General features: G+C 45.6%; 9 protein-coding genes. 2 read left to right on the forward strand and 7 right to left on the reverse strand.

Annotation, left to right across the window (positions count from 1 at the left end; translation table 11 throughout):
- From A3IE_RS20570 to plsY, 7 genes are all read right to left on the reverse strand, one after another.
- On the reverse strand, positions 1–8,318 hold an 8,318-nt coding region (locus tag A3IE_RS20570; protein ID WP_211206827.1), incomplete at its 3' end, for a GEVED domain-containing protein.
- A 224-nt stretch (positions 8,319–8,542) separates the two neighbouring features.
- Positions 8,543–11,203, reverse strand: coding sequence for a DUF11 domain-containing protein (locus tag A3IE_RS0111965; RefSeq protein ID WP_020395856.1), 2,661 nt, complete (start codon positions 11,201–11,203; stop codon positions 8,543–8,545).
- Positions 11,204–11,288: 85 nt separating this feature from the next.
- Positions 11,289–17,417 carry an OmpA family protein gene (locus A3IE_RS22110; protein ID WP_020395857.1) on the reverse strand — a complete coding sequence of 2,043 codons (6,129 nt, stop codon included), beginning with the start codon at positions 17,415–17,417 and terminating at the stop codon, positions 11,289–11,291.
- 146 nt (positions 17,418–17,563) lie between these two features.
- Positions 17,564–20,740, reverse strand: a complete 3,177-nt coding sequence (locus A3IE_RS20580; RefSeq protein WP_020395858.1) for a DUF11 domain-containing protein — start codon at positions 20,738–20,740, stop codon at positions 17,564–17,566.
- Between the two features lie 54 nt (positions 20,741–20,794).
- Positions 20,795–21,328, reverse strand: a complete 534-nt coding sequence (locus A3IE_RS0111980; RefSeq protein WP_020395859.1) for a DUF11 domain-containing protein — start codon at positions 21,326–21,328, stop codon at positions 20,795–20,797.
- 132 nt (positions 21,329–21,460) lie between these two features.
- On the reverse strand, positions 21,461–22,156 hold the full coding sequence (locus tag A3IE_RS0111985) for a metal-dependent hydrolase (RefSeq protein ID WP_020395860.1): 696 nt from the start codon (positions 22,154–22,156) through the stop codon (positions 21,461–21,463).
- Positions 22,156–22,743 carry a glycerol-3-phosphate 1-O-acyltransferase PlsY gene (plsY, locus tag A3IE_RS0111990; RefSeq protein ID WP_020395861.1) on the reverse strand — a complete coding sequence of 196 codons (588 nt, stop codon included), beginning with the start codon at positions 22,741–22,743 and terminating at the stop codon, positions 22,156–22,158. Before plsY ends, A3IE_RS0111985 begins: the two co-directional genes overlap by 1 nt.
- 62 nt (positions 22,744–22,805) lie before the next feature.
- Here plsY and bioH point away from each other — a divergent pair, with 62 nt between their 5' ends.
- Together bioH and bioC are read left to right on the forward strand one after the other, a co-directional pair.
- Positions 22,806–23,570, forward strand: coding sequence for a pimeloyl-ACP methyl ester esterase BioH (bioH, locus tag A3IE_RS0111995; protein ID WP_020395862.1), 765 nt, complete (start codon positions 22,806–22,808; stop codon positions 23,568–23,570).
- Entirely contained in the window at positions 23,567–24,424 is an 858-nt protein-coding gene (bioC, locus tag A3IE_RS0112000) for a malonyl-ACP O-methyltransferase BioC (RefSeq protein WP_020395863.1), read from the forward strand. Before bioH ends, bioC begins: the two co-directional genes overlap by 4 nt.
- Positions 24,425–24,429: the final 5 nt, after the last annotated feature.

Raw genomic sequence — 24,429 nt, forward strand, 5'->3', positions numbered from 1 at the left:
TCGAGTAGTGCGCCTGCCGAAGCATTCGAAGGCGCGGTGACTTTGACCAGCAAGCACACTTTATCACCGGCATTCAAGGCTAACGGGGTAGTATAGGGGGTATCGCCTGTATTCAGCATCCCATCACAGTTGGTATCGATGAGGAGTTGCTGTCCCCAAATCAAGTCACTGGGCGAGGCTTGGGTGGTGGTGATACTAAAGGCTACGGCGCCCGCCACGGGGGTGCGGAACCCATGCGGATAAGCAATGGTGCTATTGGGGAGGATGGCTTTTTCGTTATCCAAGGTAAAGCTCGGGGCTTGGACATCGCCAAAATCCTGTCCGGCCACATTAGCATTCGCCACGGTAAGCGCTAATTGATTCGGCGTGGAGGAGGTATAGCCGACTGGATCATTCGCTGCGGGTGGGCAGGCCATCGACGTACTAATCACCGTTTTGCCGGCTTCATAGAGGTGATAGCTGCCGTTCGCGACTTGATTAAAACGATACTGGCCGTCGGCATTCGTCCGTGTCGCCACACAGGTATGGGCGAGGGTATTGTACAGCACGACCGTCACCTCTTTAAGCCCCGCTTCGCTATCATTGGCGGCATTGACATTGGTGTCGTGGAAGACCGTCCCGCTAACGGTATAACCGCCATTGGTGATAGTGAGAGCATAGTCTTCGACCTCGCCATCGGTGGCACTGCCGGTGGCTTGGCTGGTGCTGGCGCTACCGGTGGCAATGCTGGTATCCGTGGTGAGGCGTAGGCGCAGATAGGTCGTGCCCACCGATAGTCCGGTTAAACCTGACCAGTTAAGGGCGATTGTTTTTTGGTTTGCGCCAGAACTGACTGCAATAGTGGCAGCTTCGTTAGGCTCAAATCCGCCATTACCATTCAAGTCAATCCAGCCCACAAGCCATGCTTTCTGACCCGTGGTATTGGTCACGTTGACCGGCAAGTTGAAGGAAGTAGCAGTGCTGACCAAGCTGGGTGCAGATGCTAACCCATCCTCATCGGCGCTGTTGGCTACGTCATCACCGTTAGCGCTCGGTGTAGGCTGAGGGCCTGTCTCCGAATCGGGTACAACACTCCCTAAATAAATCGCATGGTTAATGATATGAGACGGCGAGCCATAGCTAGCGGGTGCATCTGCATAGTCAGACTCGACGCGCGTTATTGGGTAATCCTCTACCTCCCCATCAATAGCAGAGCCGGTAGCTGTTAGATTAGCTTGGCTTGACCAACGGAAACGCGCATAGGTGGAGAGCGGTGCACCATTGGGAACGCTTAGGCTCATTTTAATAGTGCCTAGGGTATTATCCGTATCGCCGGAGCCATTATCTTGCAAATTAGTGATAATTTGCTCACCAGCATCGTTAAAGTTCCCATTGCCATTCCAGTCGATCCACGCTTGCAAATAAGCATGATTGCCGGTGACTTGTGCGGTAATAGTGATCGTTTGTCCAGCCAACACAGCGCTAGGTAGGCTTACACCCTCTTCATCCGCACTGCCTGCGTTATTATCCCCGTTAGCACTAGCAGTAGGCATGGCCGCTGCATCAGCATCCGGCGCAATAGCGCCTAAGTGCATACCCGTGGCGATAGCATGATTAGGTGTACCATAGCTACTAGGTGCATCCGAATAGTCACTGGGCAAGGTAATGGGGAATACTTGGCTAGCGCAGAAAGCGCCATCATTATTATTAAGCGCGTAGATACTGCTAGGGCTTGCGACGAGGGTAAAGGTAGCAAATGGCGTCGTCGTATTTTCACCTGAAATAATCACACGGTAGATATTTCCCGTGCCATTGTGTGTTGCATAAATAGCACCGGTACTGTCACGGAAGATAGCGCCCAGTGCTGATTTGCCATTTTCTGCTGGCAGAACAGCACCAATCGATTCCCATGCTGTACTGGCTTGGGTTAAATCTAAGCGAGCAAATTGGGCGCCGGTTGCAACCGTATAAAAGCCATAAGCCCATTTATTGTCGGCACTAAGCACAATATCTTGCGGTCCACCCACGGGGGTAGTTGCCGTCGTTTGTTGAACAATACTGGGTGGTGAGGTCGTCACATCAATTTTATAAACAGTTCCTGTAGCATTATTGGTGTATAAATAGCCATCTGAACCAAAGGTTGCGCTGGGCATGTTGATGGTATTATCTAAGCCTACCGGCCAGCCAATCGGAGCGCGGGCGCCATTGCTACCGATTTTGACAAGGGTGGGAGTAGGGTTAAAAGAGCTGGTTCCATTGCCCTGCCGTGCTATACCATAGAAATAGCCATCGGTTGCACGATAGGCGAGATTGTTATATTGCAAGGGTGTGGTGGGTGTACCAATAGGTTGTGGCACTGGGCTAATCGACACCACGCTGCCACTAAAGTTCATTTGATGCAGATTAACAGCACTACCACTACTAGGCACGGTCGCATACCACGCACTATTAGTACACGCTTGGGTGGGTAGGGTTTGTAAGGTCACCGCATAATCTTCGACTTCCCCATCGTTGGCCGCAGTGGTCGCCGTTAAGTTTTGCGTCGTGGACCAACGGAAGCGTGCATAGGTTGTGTTGAGTGTTGCAGTCGCAGGGGGAGTCACCACAAAATCAATCGTGCCTGCGGCTGGATTCAGATCGCTAGTGCTGGTAGCCGTAGCATCTTGCAAATTAAGCGCTACCTGCTCGCCCACATCATTAAAGTTTCCATTCCCATTCCAATCGAACCACGCTTGGAGATAGCCACCGGCGCCATTCACTTTGACGGAGAGTTGGGTCTGAGCACCCGCCCACATAGGTGGAATCGTCACGCTATCTTCATCATCCGTATTGCTTTGATCATCACCATCAGCGTTGGAAGAATGGAGAGCAAAATTATCAGTATCCGGTGCGGAATCGCCGAGATAGAGACTGCTATTCACCACATGGCTGGGTGAGCCATAGCTGGCGGGCGCATCCGAATAATCTTTAGTCTGGTTTTCTACTACGGAAACACTAGAGAATTCAGAAGTGCCCAAGGTGCTAACTGTCGCAGTAGCGGTTAATTTGTCACCCAAGACTACATTGTTAGGTACAGGGATAGTCCATTGGAAAGGACTCATATCAGTAGCATTATTACCATCCGCATCGACCAATTCAGAGCAGGTAATAGCTACGGTCGCACTGTCTTCACCGATGCCTTCAATTAAAGTGGTTAAATAACGCTCGCCCTCACCATAATCTTGGGTTTTTCCAAAGGTATTCGCACCGGCTACCACACCAGAGCTGCTGGTAGGCGAAACGTCTGCTTCAAATAGTTCAATGGTTGAACCTGTCGGCGCACAGCCTATTAGTGTTAAATTCCCACTGACTAAGTATATTGATTTAAACACGGGGAAGTTCTGTAGGTTGTTGGCGCCTGTATCACTATCACTTGCATCATTTAAGGTTACGCCATTACCCGCCAAATCAATACCTAGGCCACCATTCTTAAAGAGTGTGTTATGGGAAACACTATTATTCATGGGTGTACCTGTACCATTATAAAGTGGCATGGTATTGGCGATTTCTACTCCATCTTCGGTGTTATGGGCAATGGTGTTGTAACTAACTTCATTACTACTAGATTGTCCCGCAATCGCAATACCTGCACGGCCATTACCACGTGCGGTGCTGCCATCCGCCGCCACACCAATCAAATTCCCTTTGATCACCACGTTGGTGGTGGGACTATTAGTGGCATCGTAGCCATTTAGCACAATCCCTGAGTTAGTATTACCAGAGACTACGTTAGCACCGGCGGCTGTACCATCACCAATTTGCACCTGATCAGCATCGAACACTAGAATACCGGCATTAGTATTGGGAATAGCGGTGACCCCATCCTTACCGACACCCACGTAGTTACCTAATACTGTGACATTGGTACTATGTTCGGTGGTATTAGTGCGGCCGGTGATATCTAAACCGACTTGGCTACCACTAATAATATTGCGTTGTAAGGGTGAAGTTCCTCCAATTTGTGCACTGGTAACATTCCCCATGTAAATGCCATATTGGGTATTGGGTAAAGCGCTTAAGCCAGTAGCATCCACACCGATCCAGTTACCGGCAATCACATGACCACCTTGATGCCAGAGGCTAATGGCGGTAATGGTCTTGCCGATCAGATTGCCTTCATCTGCATCGGTCATCCCATCGTTGTTCATGGCAGCACCGCTATCTAGTTTCACGCCGACAGTGAGATTAGCGGAGTTATTAACATCAATCACCCCTGAAACACCCGTACCAGCACTGCCATTAATTAAGGTTCCCATATAGTTACCTTTAATGTGCAAGTTGCTAGCCCCATTAATACTACTGATAGGGGCAGTATTGGGGAAGTTATCCAAGTTAAAACCTGCAATCACGGTATTGTTGGCGGTACTACCGAGATTGAATAAATACCTACTATTACTTGATGTGATTCTTACTTTTAAGCTCCGTGATCCAATCGGTCCAGGGGTAGCACCCGCTTGGGTATAGCCATTGAAATGAGTATCGGCTGCTGTGATAGTCGGCATATCGCTACTCACCGCAATCGTGGCGACCCCTGAGGCCATATTCGGATCGGAACTAGGAATCATAAAGATTGAAGTTTCATGCCCAGCTTGGGGATCAAATACACTATTGGCGGCTTGGTCTAAACCGGTATTGCCCAACAAATTGCTATTCAGGATGAACTGACGGAGTGATCCTTGTCCTGTGTCATTGGTATTGACAATGGTGTCAAAGTTAAAACCAAAATCAATGCCAGTGATACTTGTACTAGCCACTGTAATAGGTTGAAGGGACTGCACATTGCCACCACCTGAGAGTTTATAGGTGCTAGTATTGAGGGTTTCTGTGCCTGTGTTTGCTACGCCATCAGCGACAGCAGGATTATGTCCTCCCACTTCATTGGTGACTGCGGTTGTGCCATTAGTGCGAAAGGTTTGAACGGCTAATTCGGTTCCATTTGAGCCAGTACGGCTAGAATTTACCGTATCATTGACGACACGAATGTAATAGTTACCTAGATCAAGATTAGAGAAAGTATAAGCACCATTATTAGTACCATCGTTGGCAGTAGTGGTGGTGGCAACCAAGGCACCAGCACTACTATAGAGTTCTATCGTGGCGCCATTAATGCCTACACCCGCCGCAGTGGCCTGACTGCGCCCTGCGCCACCACCATAATTAACATCTTCAAATACAATGCCTGAGAGTTTAACGCCTGCTGCTATGGTTAAGGCATAGTCTTCTACCTCACCATTGCTGGCCGCGGTTGTCGCATTTAAGTTCTGGGTGCTAGACCAACGGAAGCGAGCATAGGTTTTTGTTGTGACCGCTGTGCTAGGCGGCCTTACTGTAAAGGCAATGATGCCACTGCTTGCATTGGTATCACCTGTCCCATTGTCTTGTAGATCAGTGGCAATTTGTTCACCAGCATCAAAACTGCCATTACCATTCCAATCGATCCAAGCCTGTAGGTATCCGCTACCAGTGACTGCGACGCTAATGCTTGCTGTTTGACCTTGAGTTAAGCTTGGAAGCGTAACAGCCGTTTCATCATCTACACCCGTCACATTATCCCCAGTTCCATCTAAGGGACTAACAGAGCTAGTTTCTGCATCGGGAGCATTAGCCCCTAAATACATGCCTGCTGTGACGATATGCGCGGGGCTGCCATAACTTGCCGGAGCATCACCAAAATCTTGAGTCGGTAAGGTCGCAAAATTACAGCTTGCAAAATCAAAATAGCTATAAGTGCTACCGCCTACATTGGTGGCAGCCATGGTATTGCTATTAATAAAATAAGTTCCACTAGAAGTATTAGCATCCGAAGCATAGAGCCGAGTGATACCGCCTGAAATAAGCCATTGAGGATCAGAAATACTGCTGATATTACTGATAACACCAATATAGTCAGCTATTGGTGTCGTTGAAAGATTGCGAACCCGCCAGAGGTAGTGGCCATCAGCGTCACTAATAATGGCATTACCATTAGACTCAAAAGTAAGATCATAGTAAATCGTGTAGGTGCTTGGCACATTGGCAGTAAGTTGACCAAAGTTTTCCCCCGCCGCCCCTTTAATGCCTGTCGTAGGCCAGGTCGACCAAACCGTTGAGACAACATTCGTTGCTGCATCGACTTTGGCTAAGTAAGAGCCGTCTTTCAATAAGAAATAAATATTGCCTTGTGGATCCGTGCCACCACTCAGCCACCATAGTCCTGTCTTTCCCGGGTAGGGTAGACGCAGACCGGTATCAATTGCTGCAACACTGGGATTGCTAGGATCATAACGATAAATGGGCGTTGTTTGGTTTACTGTATTAATCACCGTATTAGGAACTGTATAGAGGTAATTATTTAAACCTTTGGCTAAGGCAAAGGTAGCGGGGACAGCTGTATTATTCAGTAAGGCATGTGCCATGCTATTGGCGGTCGTTCCGATAGAGGTAATTTCATAAACAGCGGTTCTATTACTACCAACGCCATAGAATTTATTGTCACAGGTTCCGGTACTTAGCATTTTGGGAGCCACTGTCACGGCATAATCTTCTATCTCACCATTACTAATACCGAGGTCTGTAGCATTGAGACCGGCGGTGGTTGACCAGCGGAAACGGGCATAGGTTTTATTGGTGGTTGCGGTGACTGGAACATTAACGATAAAGTCAATAGTCCCTGTTGTACTATTGGTATCCCCTGTACCATTGTCTTGCAGATTAGTTGCGACTTGTTCGCCTGTGTCAAAAGTACCGTTGCCATTCCAATCAATCCAGCCCTGTAAATAGCCGCCAGCCCCTGTTACTTTTGCACTAAGCGTTCCGTTGTTTCCTTGAATTAAACTAGGGAGCGTAATGCCATCTTCGTCATCGGTATTGTTAAGATCGTCGCCATCAGCATTGGGTGTTGGGATTGATGTTGTTTCTATATCGGTCGGAGTAGTTCCTAAGTACAGAGTAGAGCTGACTCGGTGCGAGGGGGCTGGTGTGCTATTATAACTGGCTGGCGCATCGGAATAATCTGACCCGCAAGTTAGAGCAGAGACATCAGCTAGTAGCAGGTCATCTACTGCTACACTACTAGGGCTAGAAAAGCTGGTCGGCGTCGCAATGAGTTTTAGGGCAAGGTCTGCTGTATTAGCTACTGTACTAGGAAGTTCAATAATCCATGTACTAGGTACACCAGTAAGCCTATAGGTGTTAGTTAAGCCGGGGGCAGTAAGGCTGGTAATATTACCTGTTGCTCCATTTGCATAAGTGATAGTGCCTGTATAAGGGCTGATATAGTTCGGGCTGGTGGTTAGTGTGGCATAAGTAACGCCTCCTACTTGAACCTCTAACTGAGCTGATTTAGACAGTGAAAGTAGTTCAGGGCCAGTAATGCCTTCCGCCCAAAAAAGATTAATAGTGACTAAAGCCCCTCCCTGTGTTGATGGTCCAAAACCCCATCCAGTTAGATTAGATTGAGTTAATGTTGTATTACCCTGATCTATATAAGTGACAGCATAACCAGTACGTTGATCATTACGCCATACTTGAGAGCCAGTAGTAACACTGGATATCGTCCAATTCGTCCAGCCTGCTCCTGACACCGTATTGAATGAACCATTGCTTATCATTTCTCGGGTTTGTGTCACATTACAACTGCGATTACTACCTGTATTGTAAGTTGGAAAAGTATTGGGTTGAATCGTGAGCGTGTGATCTTCTACCTCACCGGCAGAGCCTGATACATCGCTTGGACCCAAATTAGGTGTGTTTGACCAACGGAAACGTGCATAAGTAGTCAAGGTTGTTGCTGAGATGGGAGGTAAGACCTGAAAAGTAATGGAGTTATTAACTTGTTTGTCTATGTCTCCATTAATGGGGCCTGAGGAGGAGGCAGATATTGCGCCATCTTGGAAGTTTGTAGCAATTTGTTCAGGACGACCATCAACAATATCATCAAAATCTCCATCTCTATTCCAATCGATCCACGCTTGTAAGTAGCCGCCAGAACCTCTTACTGGCACAATAATTTCGGCTAATACACCTTGTTTTAGTGCAGGAATCGTGATGCCACCTTCATCATCTGTATCGGTGGTATCATCATTAAGGCCATTGAAACTAGCGGTTGGCGCAGTGTTATCGTTATCAGGTGCAGTAGTGCCGATATAATAGGTTGTGCTGGGGGTAGCATGTGATGCATTCCCGTAAGAAGATGGGGCATCACCATAATCCACCGCCCAAGCGGCAGAGGCAACGATATTTAACAACAAAAACAGACAAAACACACCATGGCGTAGCATTGGCTTTAATCGATGAGGTGTCTTAGGCGTTGATAGGCTCATGCGAATACCCCTCGATTAAAAGTGATGGATCAATAGTGAAGTAGCAGCGGAGCTAGTCGATAGGGTGCAAATGATGAGCATGATGGCTATCCTAAGTAATTTTTATTATTGCCCTGTAGCAAATACTAAATAAGTAAAACTAATTCTTTCGTATTAATAATGACGCCAAGGTTAATAGTGTTTAAAAAATGCTCTTATAAGCCATACATAAGAGCATTATTTTATTAATGGATACGAACGCCAAAGGTTAAGGTCGCTGTATCACCAGCTGCTAAGCTTCCCACGTTGCCAATAATAATACCTGTTCCGCCTTGGCTAATGGCTTGAGCTAAACTACCTTGACTCATGAGTGGTAAGCCGCCCGCTGTATTAAAAGAGGTGTAGGCAGGTGCTGCATCCTGAATTTTGACGTTTTGCACCTGTTCTGCACCGGTATTGGTGGCCGTGAGTCGATAAATAACGCATTGATTTGGGGCGGCGGGGAAGCTATCTGCTGAGAAGCTAGCGCCGCTATTCGGGACACCATTACAGTCTGAATCTAAGACTTGTTCTTTGAGAATAGTTACATCCGAATTATTGGTTGTAGTGACATCAATCACTTGGGTCGTGGAGGCACCTGCATCCCATAAGGCTTTAATCGTCGTCGTATTCGTTTGACCCATTGGAATGGTGGCAGCCGCATTGACCTTATTAAAAATGAGGATCGACTCATCTACGGCCAAGCTGGGTACTGTACTCAAAAACGCATCGCCCGCACTTAAGAGACCATCGCCATTGGTATCTGCATAGAGCACGGATGTCCAATCGGCTTTGTCATCGCTATGTTGAAACGTAATATTGGTCTTGGTGTCATTACCCTGATTAGTGAGCCAATGGGTATAAATAATAACGCCACCGGGTAAAACTTGTCCGCGATTGTCTGGGTAAAGCACAATATCCGTAACAGCGCTTACTGCCACCGCATCATGCTTAATATCATACACCCCAGTATTGGGTGAAATGGCACGGAAATACAGTTGAACTGTCTGAGGCGCTGCATTGGCGGGAATACTCACCGTAGCCGTAATCGCCTTTGCAGTATTGGGCATGATACTGCCAGTATTTTTTAAATCATTATCTGCGGCACTTGAAAAGGTTACTGCCCAGTTCGCGGGTAAAGTGATGGTATTGAAACTGCTATCAGTACTGACTTGTAGATTAAAATTGTCGGCACTAGAACTGGTGTTATTCACATACAGTGAAAAAGCGCTGGTCGTTCCAGGCATTGCGGAATTGGTTGTTACCGGAGCCGCTTCAGGGCCAATACCTTTGCCCGGCTCAGCACCACTGCTACCCAACGCTTCATCATTGGTGATATCGACTGCTTTTGCAGTAATCGTGGTGAGGGTATTTAAGGCCGTATCAGTAACACTGCTATCTTGAATAGAACTAGCTTTTAAGCTTACTTGATAACCATTATTTGAGTTGTTACCCACTAGACTGGCGGGTAAGACTGTCTTAATCGCAACAATATAATATTCCCCAGGAGCGAGGAGGCCAGTATCTGGTAGTCCATTACCATTCGTATCTAAAATAGGCGTGAAGCCATCCGCTTGTAATAATTGAAAATTATTATTTGGAAAGGTACTGCCCAGTAAGCTTAAATCAAAGCTATCAGTCGTATTACCATTATTCCAAACATAGTCATAAAACGTAACGCTGCTGCCTTGCACAGATGTATTGATAATAATAGGCTCAGATGTACCGTTGACACTACTACTGGAGCTACCGTTGGCGACAACTTGATAGTGAGGCGTTACCTCAAACTTTACTGGGTTGGTATAGTAGTGCTCGTTTAAGTCAGTTAGGGCATATTCCGCTAGATTGCTTAAAAAAGATGCGGGTAGATTAGGATCAATCATAACGTTGAAGCTTAATTGCCCTGCGATACCTGCATTGATGCTGGTAATGCCCGCTAGGACTTGATTGGTTGAGTCGGTATCAGCATCTAAATTAGAGTCAGGCAAGCCCACACAACTGCTATCGTAAGCGCAGTAACTAATTGTGCTACCAGTCGCTACATCGGTTTGTTGGTCAATATTGGCATCCGTTAAGGTTTGCGTACCAGTACCACTCCAGCGTGCACTATTGGGTACATAGGTCATCCCACTCGGTAACTTGTCTATTAACATCAACTGCGTCGCATCGATGGCGCTGGTGTTGCGATAACTAAGGGTTACGGTGTAAGGGCCGCTACCGGAAGCGCCCAAAGTGGCACTCATGGACTTTTTGACATCAATAATGGCTTGATCGGTCACCTTTACCGTATCGGTATTAAGCACGGTGGTAGTGGCTTCGAAAGCGCTAGCGGCAGTGATAGTTAGTTTTCCTGTGCTGCCATTTGCCGCTAGTGAGGCATCAGGTAATTTGGCAATTGCCACAAAAGCAAAGCTTTCGCCTGCTTTTAGGTTCGGTGTTTGGGTAATCGGTGAGTTGAGATCATCGGCTTGCCCATCTTGATTGGCATCAGGGTAGAAAGTAATGGAGACAAAATCGAAATCATCACCCGCTACCTCAGCAGGGGTGAGGTGATAGCTATCATCGCCATTCCCAGTATTGGTAACCACGTGTGGAAACTCTACTGCATTATCAGCATTACCCAATTTAGTTTGATCTTGGGTGAGTTCCAAGCCAGCGACTTGTTGAACTAAGGTTTCGACGACATTAGAAGTGACGCTATAACTAATACCGGTTTCATCTTTAAAGGTTGCACTGGCTTGGTTACGAATTAAGGTATTAGCGGCTGTCAAAGCCCAGCTAGCCGTTGGTATTAATAATGCACTAAACAGAAGGAGCAGCACTCCACGTCGTGCTAGACTCCCTTTATCTGTCGTTAGCTTTCTCATAGCAATTCACCTTATTGTTATTATCGGGATGAGTTGTCAGCTAGGCTCGGGCCTGAGGTAACGAGCCTAGCGATGGTTATTATTTTTATTTTTTCTTACCGTCTAACCATTCAAACAAATCTTCATCCACTTTCATCTGCAAGCCTAGATAAGCGCCTTGGGTATTGTAACCCTCCGGATCAAGGTCTTTGTCCAAGAAGCCATTAAAGTTATAACCCGCACCTATTCGCACATTTTCAATAACGTTAAATACTAAGCCTGCACCTAACATATATTGCATTTCATTAGCTGCCTCTGTGCTGAGTAAGCCACTATGTAAATCAACACTTAATTTGTCAGTGACATCCCACAGGGCACGTGCATCTGCCATGACCGCGTTCGTAGTTTCCTCGGCGCCATCCTTAGTAATATATTGACGTTTTGCACCTAAACGACCCGATACCGCTAAATCATCATTCACCTGATAATTTTGATGCGTAGAAAGGATGTGGGTATTCGTGTTAGTTTTAGAGCTAGTATCCAATTTATAAGCATATAGCCCATTATAACTTTCATTACCCATGGGACGAATCGCAGCAGCAAACATTAAGCTGTTTTCGACCGTATCATCCTTACTCGAATCATCATAGGTTTGGTAGCGTAATTCGTCTTGAATTAACAGCGTGGTCGAGTCATTAAACTTCTGCGCAAAAGTCCCCTTAACACCGTATTGGTCTTCATCGGCGGTATGGCGAATGTCAAAGCGCCCAATCTTCTTCGAATTCGGATCACGGGTATCCGTAATCCCAATTGAAGCCGCAACAGCATCCTGTTTTTCAGAATCTTCCAAATAATTCATGAATTCAAGACTAGGGGTAATTTGTAATTTGTCCTGCAAATCTAAGGTCGCCCGCGCACCGCTAACCGCCACGACATCCTGACCACTCATATCATCTTGTAATCGATATTCAGAGTAGAGTTCTGTCGAAGGCAATACCTGAGATTTAACGCCAGCCACTAAGCTAGTTTGAGTATCGACCGCACCGGCTAAAGTACCACTGGCTAGACGATCTGATTCCTCATAGCGAACATAGGCACGTGTTTTATCAGTAACATCCAGTTCTGCGCCTAAGGTGGTGCGTTGGCGCGTTCCCCCTAGTTCACGCTCATATTCCGCTTTAACGCTACCTTTGCGTTCCAGTACTTCAACATTGCGCTCTACACCGACCAGCACTGTATTAACAGCCTCGTCTTTCGTACCATCGCTCGCACGAATATGACGCATACCGCCTTTTATTCTCCAATCGTCCACCCGTGTTGAAGCACTCAATTCAACAGATTGTCGCTGTTGGTCGGTACTTAGTGATTCACTATGAACAAGCTCACCTTTCACTTCCACATCTTTGCCAACGGGTTGTTGATGGCTTAATTTCAATTCGCGGCGGTCTGCAGTGACACCCCCGCTACTATTGGTAAATCCAGCATCTGCTTGAGCTGCACTAAATTCTGTGCGACCTTTATTGTCCCACGTTTTGCTAGCTTGCAAACGCACGGCATTACCCGCTGCTTTATTAGCATCAGCATGTTCCATATGCGCAATGCCTAAGTCGACTTGCTCGGTAGGTGTCTTATATTGAGTATGAACGCCTGCTAAGTCATAACCTTCGCTACTGTGCCCATCACGGGTATAGCTTGCACCCAAACTTACTTCATCATTCAGCTTGTGCATCAGACGCACACCCGCGACCAGATAGTTTTCACCATCTTCTACATGATCGTAGCTGATGCGAATACTGACCGGATTCCCTTGGCTATCTTGACTGGGAATTTCACGGTGGAAGGTGATATAGCCAGTGACCTCATCAATCGAGTAATCAGTAAAACGCGCGAGTTTGTCAGTTTTAATGATCAAACCTGCGTTCTGACGATCGCGAGTGACAATATCGATAATTTCAGAATTGCGTACTATCGGCATCCCCTCAATCTTATAAAACATGGCTGTACCATTACCGGCAATTTCTTCTACGCCACGCAGATTATCCTGTTGTGCTGCAAATAATTGCACACTGGTTTTGCCATCATCATAAATGCCATTCAAACCTGTTAATGTCCGTGAAGTACGTGCAATGTCAGCGCTATTACTACCATTGTCGGTAATATAATCACCCCACATCAGACTATGACGGTCACGCTCCAAACGTGCATACAATTTGCTACGACTTTGTGCTTCGAAACCACGTAAGGAGGCGTCGCCATAGACACGATAGTATTCATTAGGATTAATATCGCGTAGCAGTTCGGCTTCTTTGCTCTTTTCGCTGTCATAGGCAAAGGTGAGATTCATGTCGCCTTTGATATGACCTTTCATAAAGATCGCAGCGCGACCATCTACTTCGACGCCGTCAGCATTATCGCTCGTTTGACGTAAACCTAAACTTTCATAGCTGGCGTAACCTTGATGCGCCCGCAAATCTAATAAGCCAACCGCTACTAAAGGGCGCAATTCTGCTACTTGCGCGAGATCCGTTTCACTTTGCAACTCACCTGCGGTAGCACGTAAACGCACTTCGCCGTTTTGACTGGAGCTACGCAATGTAACTACACGTTGGCCATTGGTAACTTTGACTTGGTGACCAGGTACTTTGTCCTGAATATCTGGCTCTACCCAGTCGCCTTGGCTGGTTTCTAAGGTTACAAAATAGTTACCTTTAGCGGGGTAGCCATTTTTGTCGAGAATTTCAATTTTTACTGGAACGCTGGAACGGCCACTGTCTGCGGTTAAAGTGCCATCCACAGTCATCTTAATAGCAACACCAGCAGAAGGGCGTTTAACCGTTTTTTCGGCTAAAGTGCGTTGATTACCGAAGTTATCCTTGGCAACAATCTTAATGGTATTTTCACCTTCTTGAAGATCCACACCATACCACGCCATGATCTGAGCATTTTCGCGTTTGTTTACGATTTGCTCACCCAGTTGAGTGGTGGCAACCTCTTTACCATTGACAATTAAGACAGGGTCAACACCGGCACGAACAATAGCCATAAAGCGCCCGTCTAAACTGGTATCACTCATGGGCCATAACCAAGTGCCTGTTTTGGCTTGATCCTCAGTAATTTCCTTAACTTTTTCTTTTGGATTAGGAATTTCAGGTTCTTTAGCAGCCTCGGCCTCTTGTTGTTTAGCAACATCACTTTGCAAGGTCTTTAATTGCTTACGATGTGCATCTATTAGTCCGCTTGAAATATCGCCATTTTTGTCTGCAAGGCGTGCTAAATTTTGCAAATTATTGGTATTAGCGGGGTCTAAACTTTCTAATTCGCTACCCCAGCCAAGACTTTGCATTTTTTGTTTTGCCAATAAACGTTCCATGACAGGGCTTGGTTCTGTCACAGTGCGTGTTACACAGGTCTTTTGTACGGTCGCTGTGCTTGTTTTAGCGGGGGCAGTTTGTTCCTCAACAGGCACATCAACCATCTTACAAATAGGCTCAGCCGAAGTGGTCTGAATGGTGCTCTTTTCTTCTTCATCGTACATCATGATCAACTCAACCCGACGATTCTTAGCCATTCCTTCAGGGGTATTATTACCAGCTATAGGCTGAAACTCGCCTCGGCCAGCGGTGCTGATATTACAAGGTACATTCAATTGTTGCAGCACGGTGTCCGCGACTTCTCTAGCGCGAGCCTCTGATAAACCTTGGTTAGTGCCGAATTGTGCCTTAGTAGCGGGTTTTAGACGTTGATTATCGGTATGACCCACCATCATAAAACGCACATTTTTTTTATCGCGAGTAAGCTGTAACAGTGTGCGTAGCTTATCCACATATTCAGGTGGAATAATCGCTTTGCCAGAATCAAAATGTATGGGTTGAACAGCATTGGGTACACTGCGGGTCACCCATTTAGAAACGGCTTTACTTTCTGTGGCATAGTCACATTGTTCAACCTGTTTGCTGGTCACAGCAGCTTGTTTCGGGGACTCAACCACCGTGTCTTTACATTCTTCCACAGTTTTGATTTGACCGGCCGGTGGGCAGCCTGCAATAAAATCGGCACGATGAAAATCACCCGGAATCAAATCGGCAAAACGGCTATCTGGCGAGCCTGCTTGAGCATTATCTTTTAATAAAAATTCCAAGCCCTCGGGCACGGTATGCCCATCCACTTTCACAACATGTACGCCCGGCTTTAGGCCATATAAACTATATTGACCATTTTCATCACTGATTGCATAAGTCCCATCTTCCATATAAAGACGTACGCCTGCCAAAGGATAACCACGCTCTTGCTGTTCTGGTGTGCCAATCGGGCAGCCTTTTTCTAAGGATAGACGGCCGAAAATAATAGCGCGATCGGATAATACTCCAGTCTGTTTTACTTGAATGGCAGCGGAGGCACTAGGTGACTTAATGGGTAAACCCGCAATAGTCGTGGCCTGTAATTGTGCCGTATTAACATGCTTGCCCGTTTGGGTTAGAGCTGTGACTTGTGCAATATAAGTGATGGTATAATCAGCACCCTTACTAAAGGTATCGCCTAAGCGAAAGTCTAAATACGCGCCTTTATCATTAGCAGTTATTTGAGGATCATCTAATACTTTGCCATTCAGTTTGGCAGTGCCACGAATGTATTTTAATCCTAATGGTAATAAGTCCTTCAAATGTGCTGCATATAATTCTTGGCCTGAAACATTTTTTCCTTTGATAGTATAAGCAATCATCTCTCCAATGCTGGCATTAGCGGCAGAGGCTTGTTTTTCAATAGCAATTAAATTTCCTGATTGTTTTGGATCAATAGGAATATCGTATGAATAATTAAAGTTTTTATCATCAAAGGTAAAAGCTCCTGCTTGTGCCGATTTTGCTTGTGTTGTAGGGGGTATATAACCGCCTAAACCGTAAGAGGGTTCACCTACATGATAGGTTGTGAATTGTTGTGGTGGATAAATAGATGGATAAATATAAGCGTCTGGCGCTAGAGTCGTTAAGTAATAAGTCCCATTTTGAATATTACTGAATGTATAAGTACCTTTGCTATCAGAAACCGATTCGGCGATTTTAGTATTGTCACTTAATGTAATTAATTGTACGTTTGTATTCGGCACTGGCTTTAAGGTGATGGAATCAAATACAATACCGCGTACTGCATGATCATCATGATTCGAGATTTGATCGTTTAGATTGAGTGTTTGGCAGTTTGAGTTACTGTATAAGTCAATACGACCATCACCGTTAGAATCTAATGCCGTTTGAAAATTAATACTTAGGCTTTGTTCAGGTAATTTTTGTACTGCTAAGGTATAACCAAATTTACCACTTTGAGTGGGTTTTATTTGGTAAGCGGGCATTAGAACACCTAATTTACTAATGTAGGTTAGCCCATCCCATTGACTATATTCTTTCCAATTGCCTAAAGCATCAGCTACTAATAACATGCCCTGTGCAGGAGAAACGAAGAAAGCCGGTTCTTTTAAAAGTTTAAAATAAGGGGAAAGGGTTTCTTCGAATAAGACACCGGATAGTCTCACTCCATCCACTAGAATAAGGCGCTCATTAGGCTGAGTTTTTCCAAGGTTGGTGAAGGAAACTTCTTGATAAATATGACTATTTAAGTCCAGTTTTACCGAGCAGTCAACATCACTACGCCGTGTTAAGCGAATGACTGCCTGTTCAGTGATGGAAATCGTATCAGTATTGGTATCTGTGATAGTAGGTTTACTAATGGAATTGGCAATAACTTTAATCGTGTATTGGTCGCCTGCTTTAGCCGTTGTCGGTACAGTACCCACCACAATCAGTTGAATACGCTCATTAGGCTTTAATAAATCGGTTTGGCTGATTTCCGCTTCGCCGGGGTTAACTTGCCCGTCACCGTTTTCATCCAAATAAATTTTTAAATTAGTTAAGTCTCCATTATCACCTTCAACATTATTGGCAGTAAGTTTGAAATACTCAGGAGCATTACCCGTATTGATGAAGGTATGTGGGAAATAAACTAGTTGGTTGGCACTGGATAGTTGAGTTTGATCTTGGTTTAAGTCGAGGGAAATTTGCACAGCAACGACTAAACTGGAAATATTGGATAAAATTTGCTCCACATTACCAGTTTTGGTATCAAGGTAAGTAGCGCTGGCTTGGTTGGTGATTTTTACCCCTGCCAAGGTCGCTGCTTGTGTATATGTAAACACACTGAGAAATAGAACAAAGAGTGCCAGTGTGGTGAGCCTGCGTAACATGCATGCCTCTCCTGTTATTATTATTCTTGATTTTTTAATTATGTTGCTGGCGTACTTTCGAGAACAACTTTTTAGAAAATGTTTTATGTCAGAAAGCTTCCCCCAAAATCTGGGAGAAGCCTAGGGTTTCACGTTTTCCTTAGTGTTTAGTCAACCTTAACACTAAATAGAACGGTTGCTTTTTCACCGGGCTGCAAAGTACCACCAGTGTTTGAGGTAGCACCTGTACCCACATAGAAGGTCACTGTACCTTTGTCATAATCACTGGTGTCTGCGTCAACTGCATCAGATTGAACCGCCAATGCTGCACCACTACCCAAGCCATATTTCAAACTACCTGGTAGGTAGGTGGTATAGGCTGTCACGGTATCGCGGATGATTACGTTTTTCGCATCGCTAGTACCTTGGTTTTCGGCTTCAATGCGCCACATAGCACATTCACCCGGAGCTACTGCTGAAGTGGTAGCGGATAGGCTGACTGCAAAGGCAGAATCAGCAATACCATCACAGCCATTATCTAAGGCAACGGTTTTGGTGAGACGTACTTGGCCTAAACCTAAAATGCTGGTTACGTCTTGTACTGTTGTAGTAGGGCCAGTAGTGTCTTCAGTCACAGTGCCAGTACCAGGGCCAGGGCCAGGGCCAGGAGTAACAACCACGCTGGTGGCAGTAACGGTGAGTGTATCACTACTACCCGGAGCAGCATCACTCGGTGAGTATACAGTCGGTGTTAAAGTGATAGAAACGCCAGCCGGTAAGGTAACCTCTGGGAGGCCGTCACCATCCTCATCAGTAACAGGAACACTCACTGGCGCGCCAGAAGCATCAAAACCTTTAATGGTATCAGTGCCTGGAATTAACTGGGCTAAGGTTTTATCAGGAACGCCATCACCGGTTGTATCAACCATGACATTGTTATTCCAGTTGTCAGTTCCTTTAGAATTTTTACTGCTTAACTCAACGGTTTCTTCGGTATTACCAGTGTTGTCCAAGGTATGGTCATAACTTACAGAACCACCGGGCTGAATCTGGTTAGTCCCTGGAGGTGTTAAACTAATATCGCGGAAAGAGCTAACATCAATGGCATCCAACATAATATCGGAAGCACCGGTGTTATTAGATACCATGCGGATGAATAAGGGTTGGTCACCGTCACCATCGCCATTAGCATCTAAAGTCTCTAGTGTTGCTGGAGTACCATCATTATCAGCAACGTAGTCCGCTAAAGCAAGGGCAGGATCACTGGGTAACTTAACAACTGCTACATAAGCACGATCAAAAGCACCGCCTGGTAATAATTCAGTACCTGTAATAGCGCTACCAATTGGATTGCCACTGGCATCAGCTTTATAGAATTTTACGGTCCAACCGGTTGGTAAAGCGCCCAAAGTCGAACCATTCCAAGAGCTACCAATGCTGAATTGGAAGGAGTCAGCCGCGCCCGAATCATTATCGACATAGAATGGGATATTGACTGTGCTGCCAATCATAACATCATTGAAGAGCGGACGTGAACCCGCATCGGTAGTCGCTGTTACTGCACCATTATTAATAGCGTAAGGGGCTGCGCCTAGGTCGTCGTTATTAATACCTGCGGTTGAGACAGTGCTCGCCGCATCTTTAATATCCGCCCCCGGCGATGCAATGCTATTTAACTTCAAAGTGGTATTATCACTGACTGGGGTCGTGGATGGATCGCCCGCAGAAGTTGCTTTCAAAGTTGCTGTATAACCCAGAGGGTTTGCGGTATAGGTAGTCGGCAGAACCGCTTTCACCATGACTTGACGAGTATCGCCAGCAGGTAATAGGCCTGTATCTGGACCGGTTTCCCCATTGGTATCCACTAATTGTACAGTACCCGCTGCATTCCAAATGGTAAAAGTTGTACCATCAGGGAAAAGAGGGGCGTTAGGAATACCATTAATTACAGTACCATTAGTTACGGATAATTCTAAAGTATCTGGTCCAGAGCCATTGTTGGTCACATCAACTAAGAACTCAACGACGCCACCAGCGGGTGCATTGTCTACTAATTGTGTATTATTTAAGGTTGTATCGTCGTCTTCGCCTGCTGTCCCTGTATCAGCGGTATCAAGCGCATAGACTTGTGGTAATACTGTTTGGGTTGGATTGGATGGAATAGGGTCATCTAGTGTACCGTCTCCATTTAAATCGGCTTCTACCCAAGCTTTATTGCGGACGATATCGCCAGCTGATCCAGGGATAGTGTTGTTATTGAAGGTGGCAGGATCATACTCAACCGTGAAGGTGACGCTGACGGTTTGGCCAGGAGCGATACTGGCGTCCTGTGCGAAGATACCTGCTACAGATGACTCAAAAGCTCCTCCACTGTTATTGAGATCTTCGCCAATTTTTGTTTCATCTATAGTAACAGGGTCTGATTGATCGCCATTGCGATTAACATCTTTACCAAGGGTGCTTTCGTTAGTGGGGGTTATAGTCGGCAGAATATCGCCATTAGACGCTAATAGACCTGAGGCACTAGAACTAACATAAGTTGTTTGATCTGGGAAAGCATCATAGATATTGACATCAAGAGCGGGTAAATTACCCGTATTGGTTAAAGTTAAGGTATAAACAATTTTTGGTTTATCGCCAACGATTAGAGGGTCAGCTGCTTTATAGACTGCTGATTTTGTATAGTTTAATACCGCTTGATCAGAGATAGTGATTAAAGTCTGGTTAGTACCCTCTTTTGCGTCACGACCATCGCTGCTGGTAGTGTCATTGACGGGCGTGCTACTTGCTGCAATAGCGTTTAAGATAACGCCCAATTGTTTACCAGCGGCAACACTACTTGGTACAGGAACTGCAATGACTAATTCAGCACTTTTGCCAGCGGCTAGCGTAATCGTGCCGTTGTTTGGAATCAGTTGCTCGCCCGGATCAGCCAAGCCGTTACCATTGGTGTCTAGGTAAATTTTAGGCGCGCTCGCTGCATCAATACCCCTACCCACAGCCTCAATACTATTGTCATTACCTACGGTAAGTGTATAGGTATCAGAACCATTACCGGTATTGGTTAAGGTATGTTGGATATAAACCATCTGGCCTGCCGACGCCGTTTTGGTATTATCCGAAGCAATTTCAGCGGAGTAAACTTGCTTAACCGTAATAACCGCTTCATTGGATTGAGCAGTATATTTATTACCGTTCACATCTTGATACGTGACCGTTGCTAAGTTCTTGATCAGTGTGCCAGCGGCGGTTGCAGCAACAGCGGGAGCTACATAGGTTACAAGGCCACCCACTAACAATGCAGAAGCGCACAGTTGGCTGAGTTTGTTTTTATTATAAGTCATTATAAACACGCTCTATAATAGATGAGTTATTATTGTAGGGGTATGGAAATACGTTTATTTTACTAAAGAACGATAAGCAAATTGTTTAGTGGTGTTTGCAGCCAATGGCTCTTGCATCACCCAGCGAAGGTGAGTGTATTTTTCTGGAGAAATAATGGTTTCTACTTTTTTACCAGCTTCATTGGTAACGATGCGTTTGACTGGTTCTTTTTCAAACGTTTTGCCACCATCAATACTCACTTCTAAATTCGCCTTTGCTTGTGCACGAGCGCTTTTAGCAATGTAGTGAGTCGCTGCAGGCACTGGCCCAGTCACTACTAAACCTTTCAGTGCTTTATCACTAACATTTTGATAAGTGAGTTTGTACTCAACGGTTTGGCCGGGTTCGACTTCTGTCGCTGCTTGTAAAGTTTCTTTGCCTTTTGCATCCACAGAAACTACATAAGCAGCCATACTATTTTGTAATGGTGATTTACTTTGGGTATTAGCTAAAGCAATACCGCCCGCGATAATCGAAGCTGCTACAGCTACATAAACATAGTCACGTTTTTTGAATAATTGAACGTGCGATAACACTTTAGAAAGCATAGATACACCCTGACTAAGTAATTGTTGACATAATTTTTATGATTGGGTGATGTCTCAACATCAGCACACAACTAAAGTATAACAAAAGACTACCTAAAGGCTATGTAAAGCAGATGAGCGGAAAAGCGGATTTTAGGAGGGTAAAAAGCGTGCCGCGATAATTCGATAGGTTTCTACACTCAATAAAGTGTCCCAAAATTGTACAGAGCTAGGGGTAAAAAACCAAACAAAGAGGGTTGTGCCGACTAATATTAATGATTTATACGGCTTGCTGGGATCTAATATTTTCAAGGCGGTTCCGAAAGAACGTTTCACCTTATAATTCATAAAATCAACGCTATAGATTTCATCTAATACTAAATGTAACAAAAAACCCAGTAGTAGAAAAAAGCCAATCAGCCAAGAAGTGAAGGCATTTTTATCTAGCCAATGAAAACAAATGGCCGCGGTTGAAAACATAGCAAACAAGGCTGCGACTAAGGTATGAATAGAGCCACGGTGCGTGGTGTAGTTATAAAATATCTGCCAAAACACGTAACGAATTCCGACAAACGTACCCAATCCGACTAGCCAAAGCTCTGCAATGGACATACTTTTGTCCATAGAAAAAACCAACATGAAGGCGACAAAGATGCCAATCAGTGAAAAAAGTATCTTGCTGGGGTGAGAACGTTGCAGGTCGACATCTGGTAAAATACCACCAATCGTCCCGACCAAGGCCAAATTTAAGGCATCGCGCGAATCTACGAAGCCGACTTGTAGACATAAAATCGATAGTAAGCCTGAGCCTGCTGCTGCCCAAGTAATATGTGTTTGGAAGTTAGCCATTAGGATTTCGTTTTGATCAGGCTTTCTTTGCCATTTAATAAGTTGCGAATATTGGATTGATGACGCCAAAAGATCAGTAAGGTTACTACGATTAGGCCGCTAAATAAGCGCCCATCGTGGGTGAAAACGTAAAAATAAAATGGTGCTAAAGCAGTCGCGACTAAGGCAGCCAATGAGGAAATTTTCAGTACCTTCGCGACAAATAGCCATGTTGCAGCGACGATCAGCCCAGCCCATAGGTTTAAACCCGCATAAATACCCAAAGCGGTCGCCACACCTTTGCCACCTTTAAACCCATAATATAAGGGATAGAGATGGCCGAAGAAGGCGGCAAAGCCAATTAAAAATAATTCAAAGCCTTCAAAGCCTAGCCAGCGACCGATTAAGACAGGCACTAAACCCTTGAGCATATCTCCAATCAGTGTAATCATCGCCGCTTTTTTGCCACCGATGCGTAATACATTGGTAGCGCCCGGATTTTTCGAGCCATCCGTGCGTGGATCCGGTAAGCCCATTAATTGGCAGGTAATAATCGCAGTGGAGATTGAGCCAAGTAAGTAAGCTAGTACGATTAAAGCAAAAAGCATGAAATAATCCTGTCGTGTTGGGTACTCAATAGCGTCGTCATCATAGCTTGAAAGGATCAATCTTGTCGCAGATTTTTACATTGACTGAAGGCCAAGGCAGGCCATTGGTGGTACTGCATGGCTGGGGCATGAACCATCATGCTTGGCAGCCCATCCGTACTGCTTTAACACAACGTTATCAGGTAACTTGGGTTGATTTGCCGGGGCATGGATTGAGTGTTGAAATGCCCATGCAGTCATTGGAGCAAGTAGTCGAAGATTTAAAACCTTTGCTGCCGAACGATGCTTTAATCATAGGTTGGTCTTTGGGCGGCATTATTGCGCAAGCGCTAGCACATGATTTACCCAAGCAGGTGCGCGGCTTACTTTTAGTCACTAGCACGCCCTGTTTTGTCGCATCGCCTATGTGGCCTTATGGTTTAGCAGAGTCGGTTTTGACAGGCTTTGCGGAGAATTTACAAAGTGATTATGCGGGAACAGTGAAGCGTTTTTTCGCGCTCCAATTCATGGGCGTGCGTAATGATCCACAAGTTGTGAATCAATTGCGTGATCAGATTCTAAGCCTGCTTGCTAGCCCTGATGCGTTGCAAGTCGGTTTGGAGATTTTGCATACCGCAGATCGGCGCGCATTTCCGATCAAGCAGCCCAGTTTATGGCTATTAGGGCGCTTGGATAAGCTGATTCCTGCAAGCTTAGCACAAGGCCTGAGTGCTTTAGGTTATCAGCATATTCACGTGATGCAGAAAGCGGCGCATATGCCTTTTGTCACTCATCCTGATGAATTTCTTGCTTTAATTGATCAATTTATTATGAATCATTGCTCATGAAACTAGATCCCCAACGTCCTGACAGTGTTTTAGCGCGCCAACGTTTTGACCGTGCCGCACAGCATTATGATGCAGCCGCTGTCATTCAACGCGAGATTGGCACGCGTCTAATGGAGCGTTTAGATTATATTCGGATGCAACCTGAGCGTTTACTGGATTTAGGTTGTGGTACAGGTTTGATTAGTGAGCAAGCGTTAAAGCGTTATGCGCTAACCCAGATCGTGAGTTTAGATCTGGCGACAAGCATGGTGGACTATACCCGTCAGCGCTTGGTGGCAGAGTCTCGGGTAGCAGGTGTCTGTGCTGATGCGAACGCATTACCTTTGCAAGATAACAGTATAGATATGGTGTTATCGAATTTAATGTTGCAATGGTGCAATCATTTACCACAAGTTTTTGCTGAGTGTGCTCGAGTGTTACGCCCAGAAGGTTTGCTGATGTTTAGTACCTTAGGCCCAGATACTTTGCACGAGTTGCGCGATAGTTGGCGTCAAGTTGATGGCTATGCCCATACCAGCCGTTTTGAGGATATGCATAATATCGGTGATGCCCTGTTAGGGGCTGGTTTTCGTGATCCGGTTGTGGATCGTGAAGTGATTACCCTGACGTATGCCGAAGTACGTGGTTTATTAGCCGATTTAAAAGGTATTGGCGCCAATAATGCCACCGTAGGGCGATCACGTGGTTTAACCGGTAAGCAGCGTTGGCAAGCGTTTTACCAAGCTTATGAGCAGTTTAAACAGCCCGATGGACGTTATCCTGCCACTTATGAAGTGATTTACGGTCATGCTTGGGCGCCGTTGATGAAGCCCTCGGCTAAACCAGAGCGCTTTATTCCTATTTATGCACGCTAAAATGC

Source organism: Thiolinea disciformis DSM 14473 (assembly GCF_000371925.1).
Lineage (GTDB): Bacteria > Pseudomonadota > Gammaproteobacteria > Thiotrichales > Thiotrichaceae > Thiolinea > Thiolinea disciformis.

Bases quoted from the DNA above. Each gene is read 5' to 3' on its own strand.
- plsY (WP_020395861.1), bottom strand. From the start codon at position 22,743: ATGCTTTTTGCTTTAATCGTACTAGCTTACTTACTTGGCTCAATCTCC.
- bioC (WP_020395863.1), top strand. From the start codon at position 23,567: ATGAAACTAGATCCCCAACGTCCTGACAGTGTTTTAGCGCGCCAACGT.
- A3IE_RS22110 (WP_020395857.1), bottom strand. From the start codon at position 17,417: ATGTTACGCAGGCTCACCACACTGGCACTCTTTGTTCTATTTCTCAGT.
- A3IE_RS0111980 (WP_020395859.1), bottom strand. From the start codon at position 21,328: ATGCTTTCTAAAGTGTTATCGCACGTTCAATTATTCAAAAAACGTGAC.
- A3IE_RS20580 (WP_020395858.1), bottom strand. From the start codon at position 20,740: ATGACTTATAATAAAAACAAACTCAGCCAACTGTGCGCTTCTGCATTG.
- A3IE_RS0111965 (WP_020395856.1), bottom strand. From the start codon at position 11,203: ATGAGAAAGCTAACGACAGATAAAGGGAGTCTAGCACGACGTGGAGTG.
- A3IE_RS0111985 (WP_020395860.1), bottom strand. From the start codon at position 22,156: ATGGCTAACTTCCAAACACATATTACTTGGGCAGCAGCAGGCTCAGGC.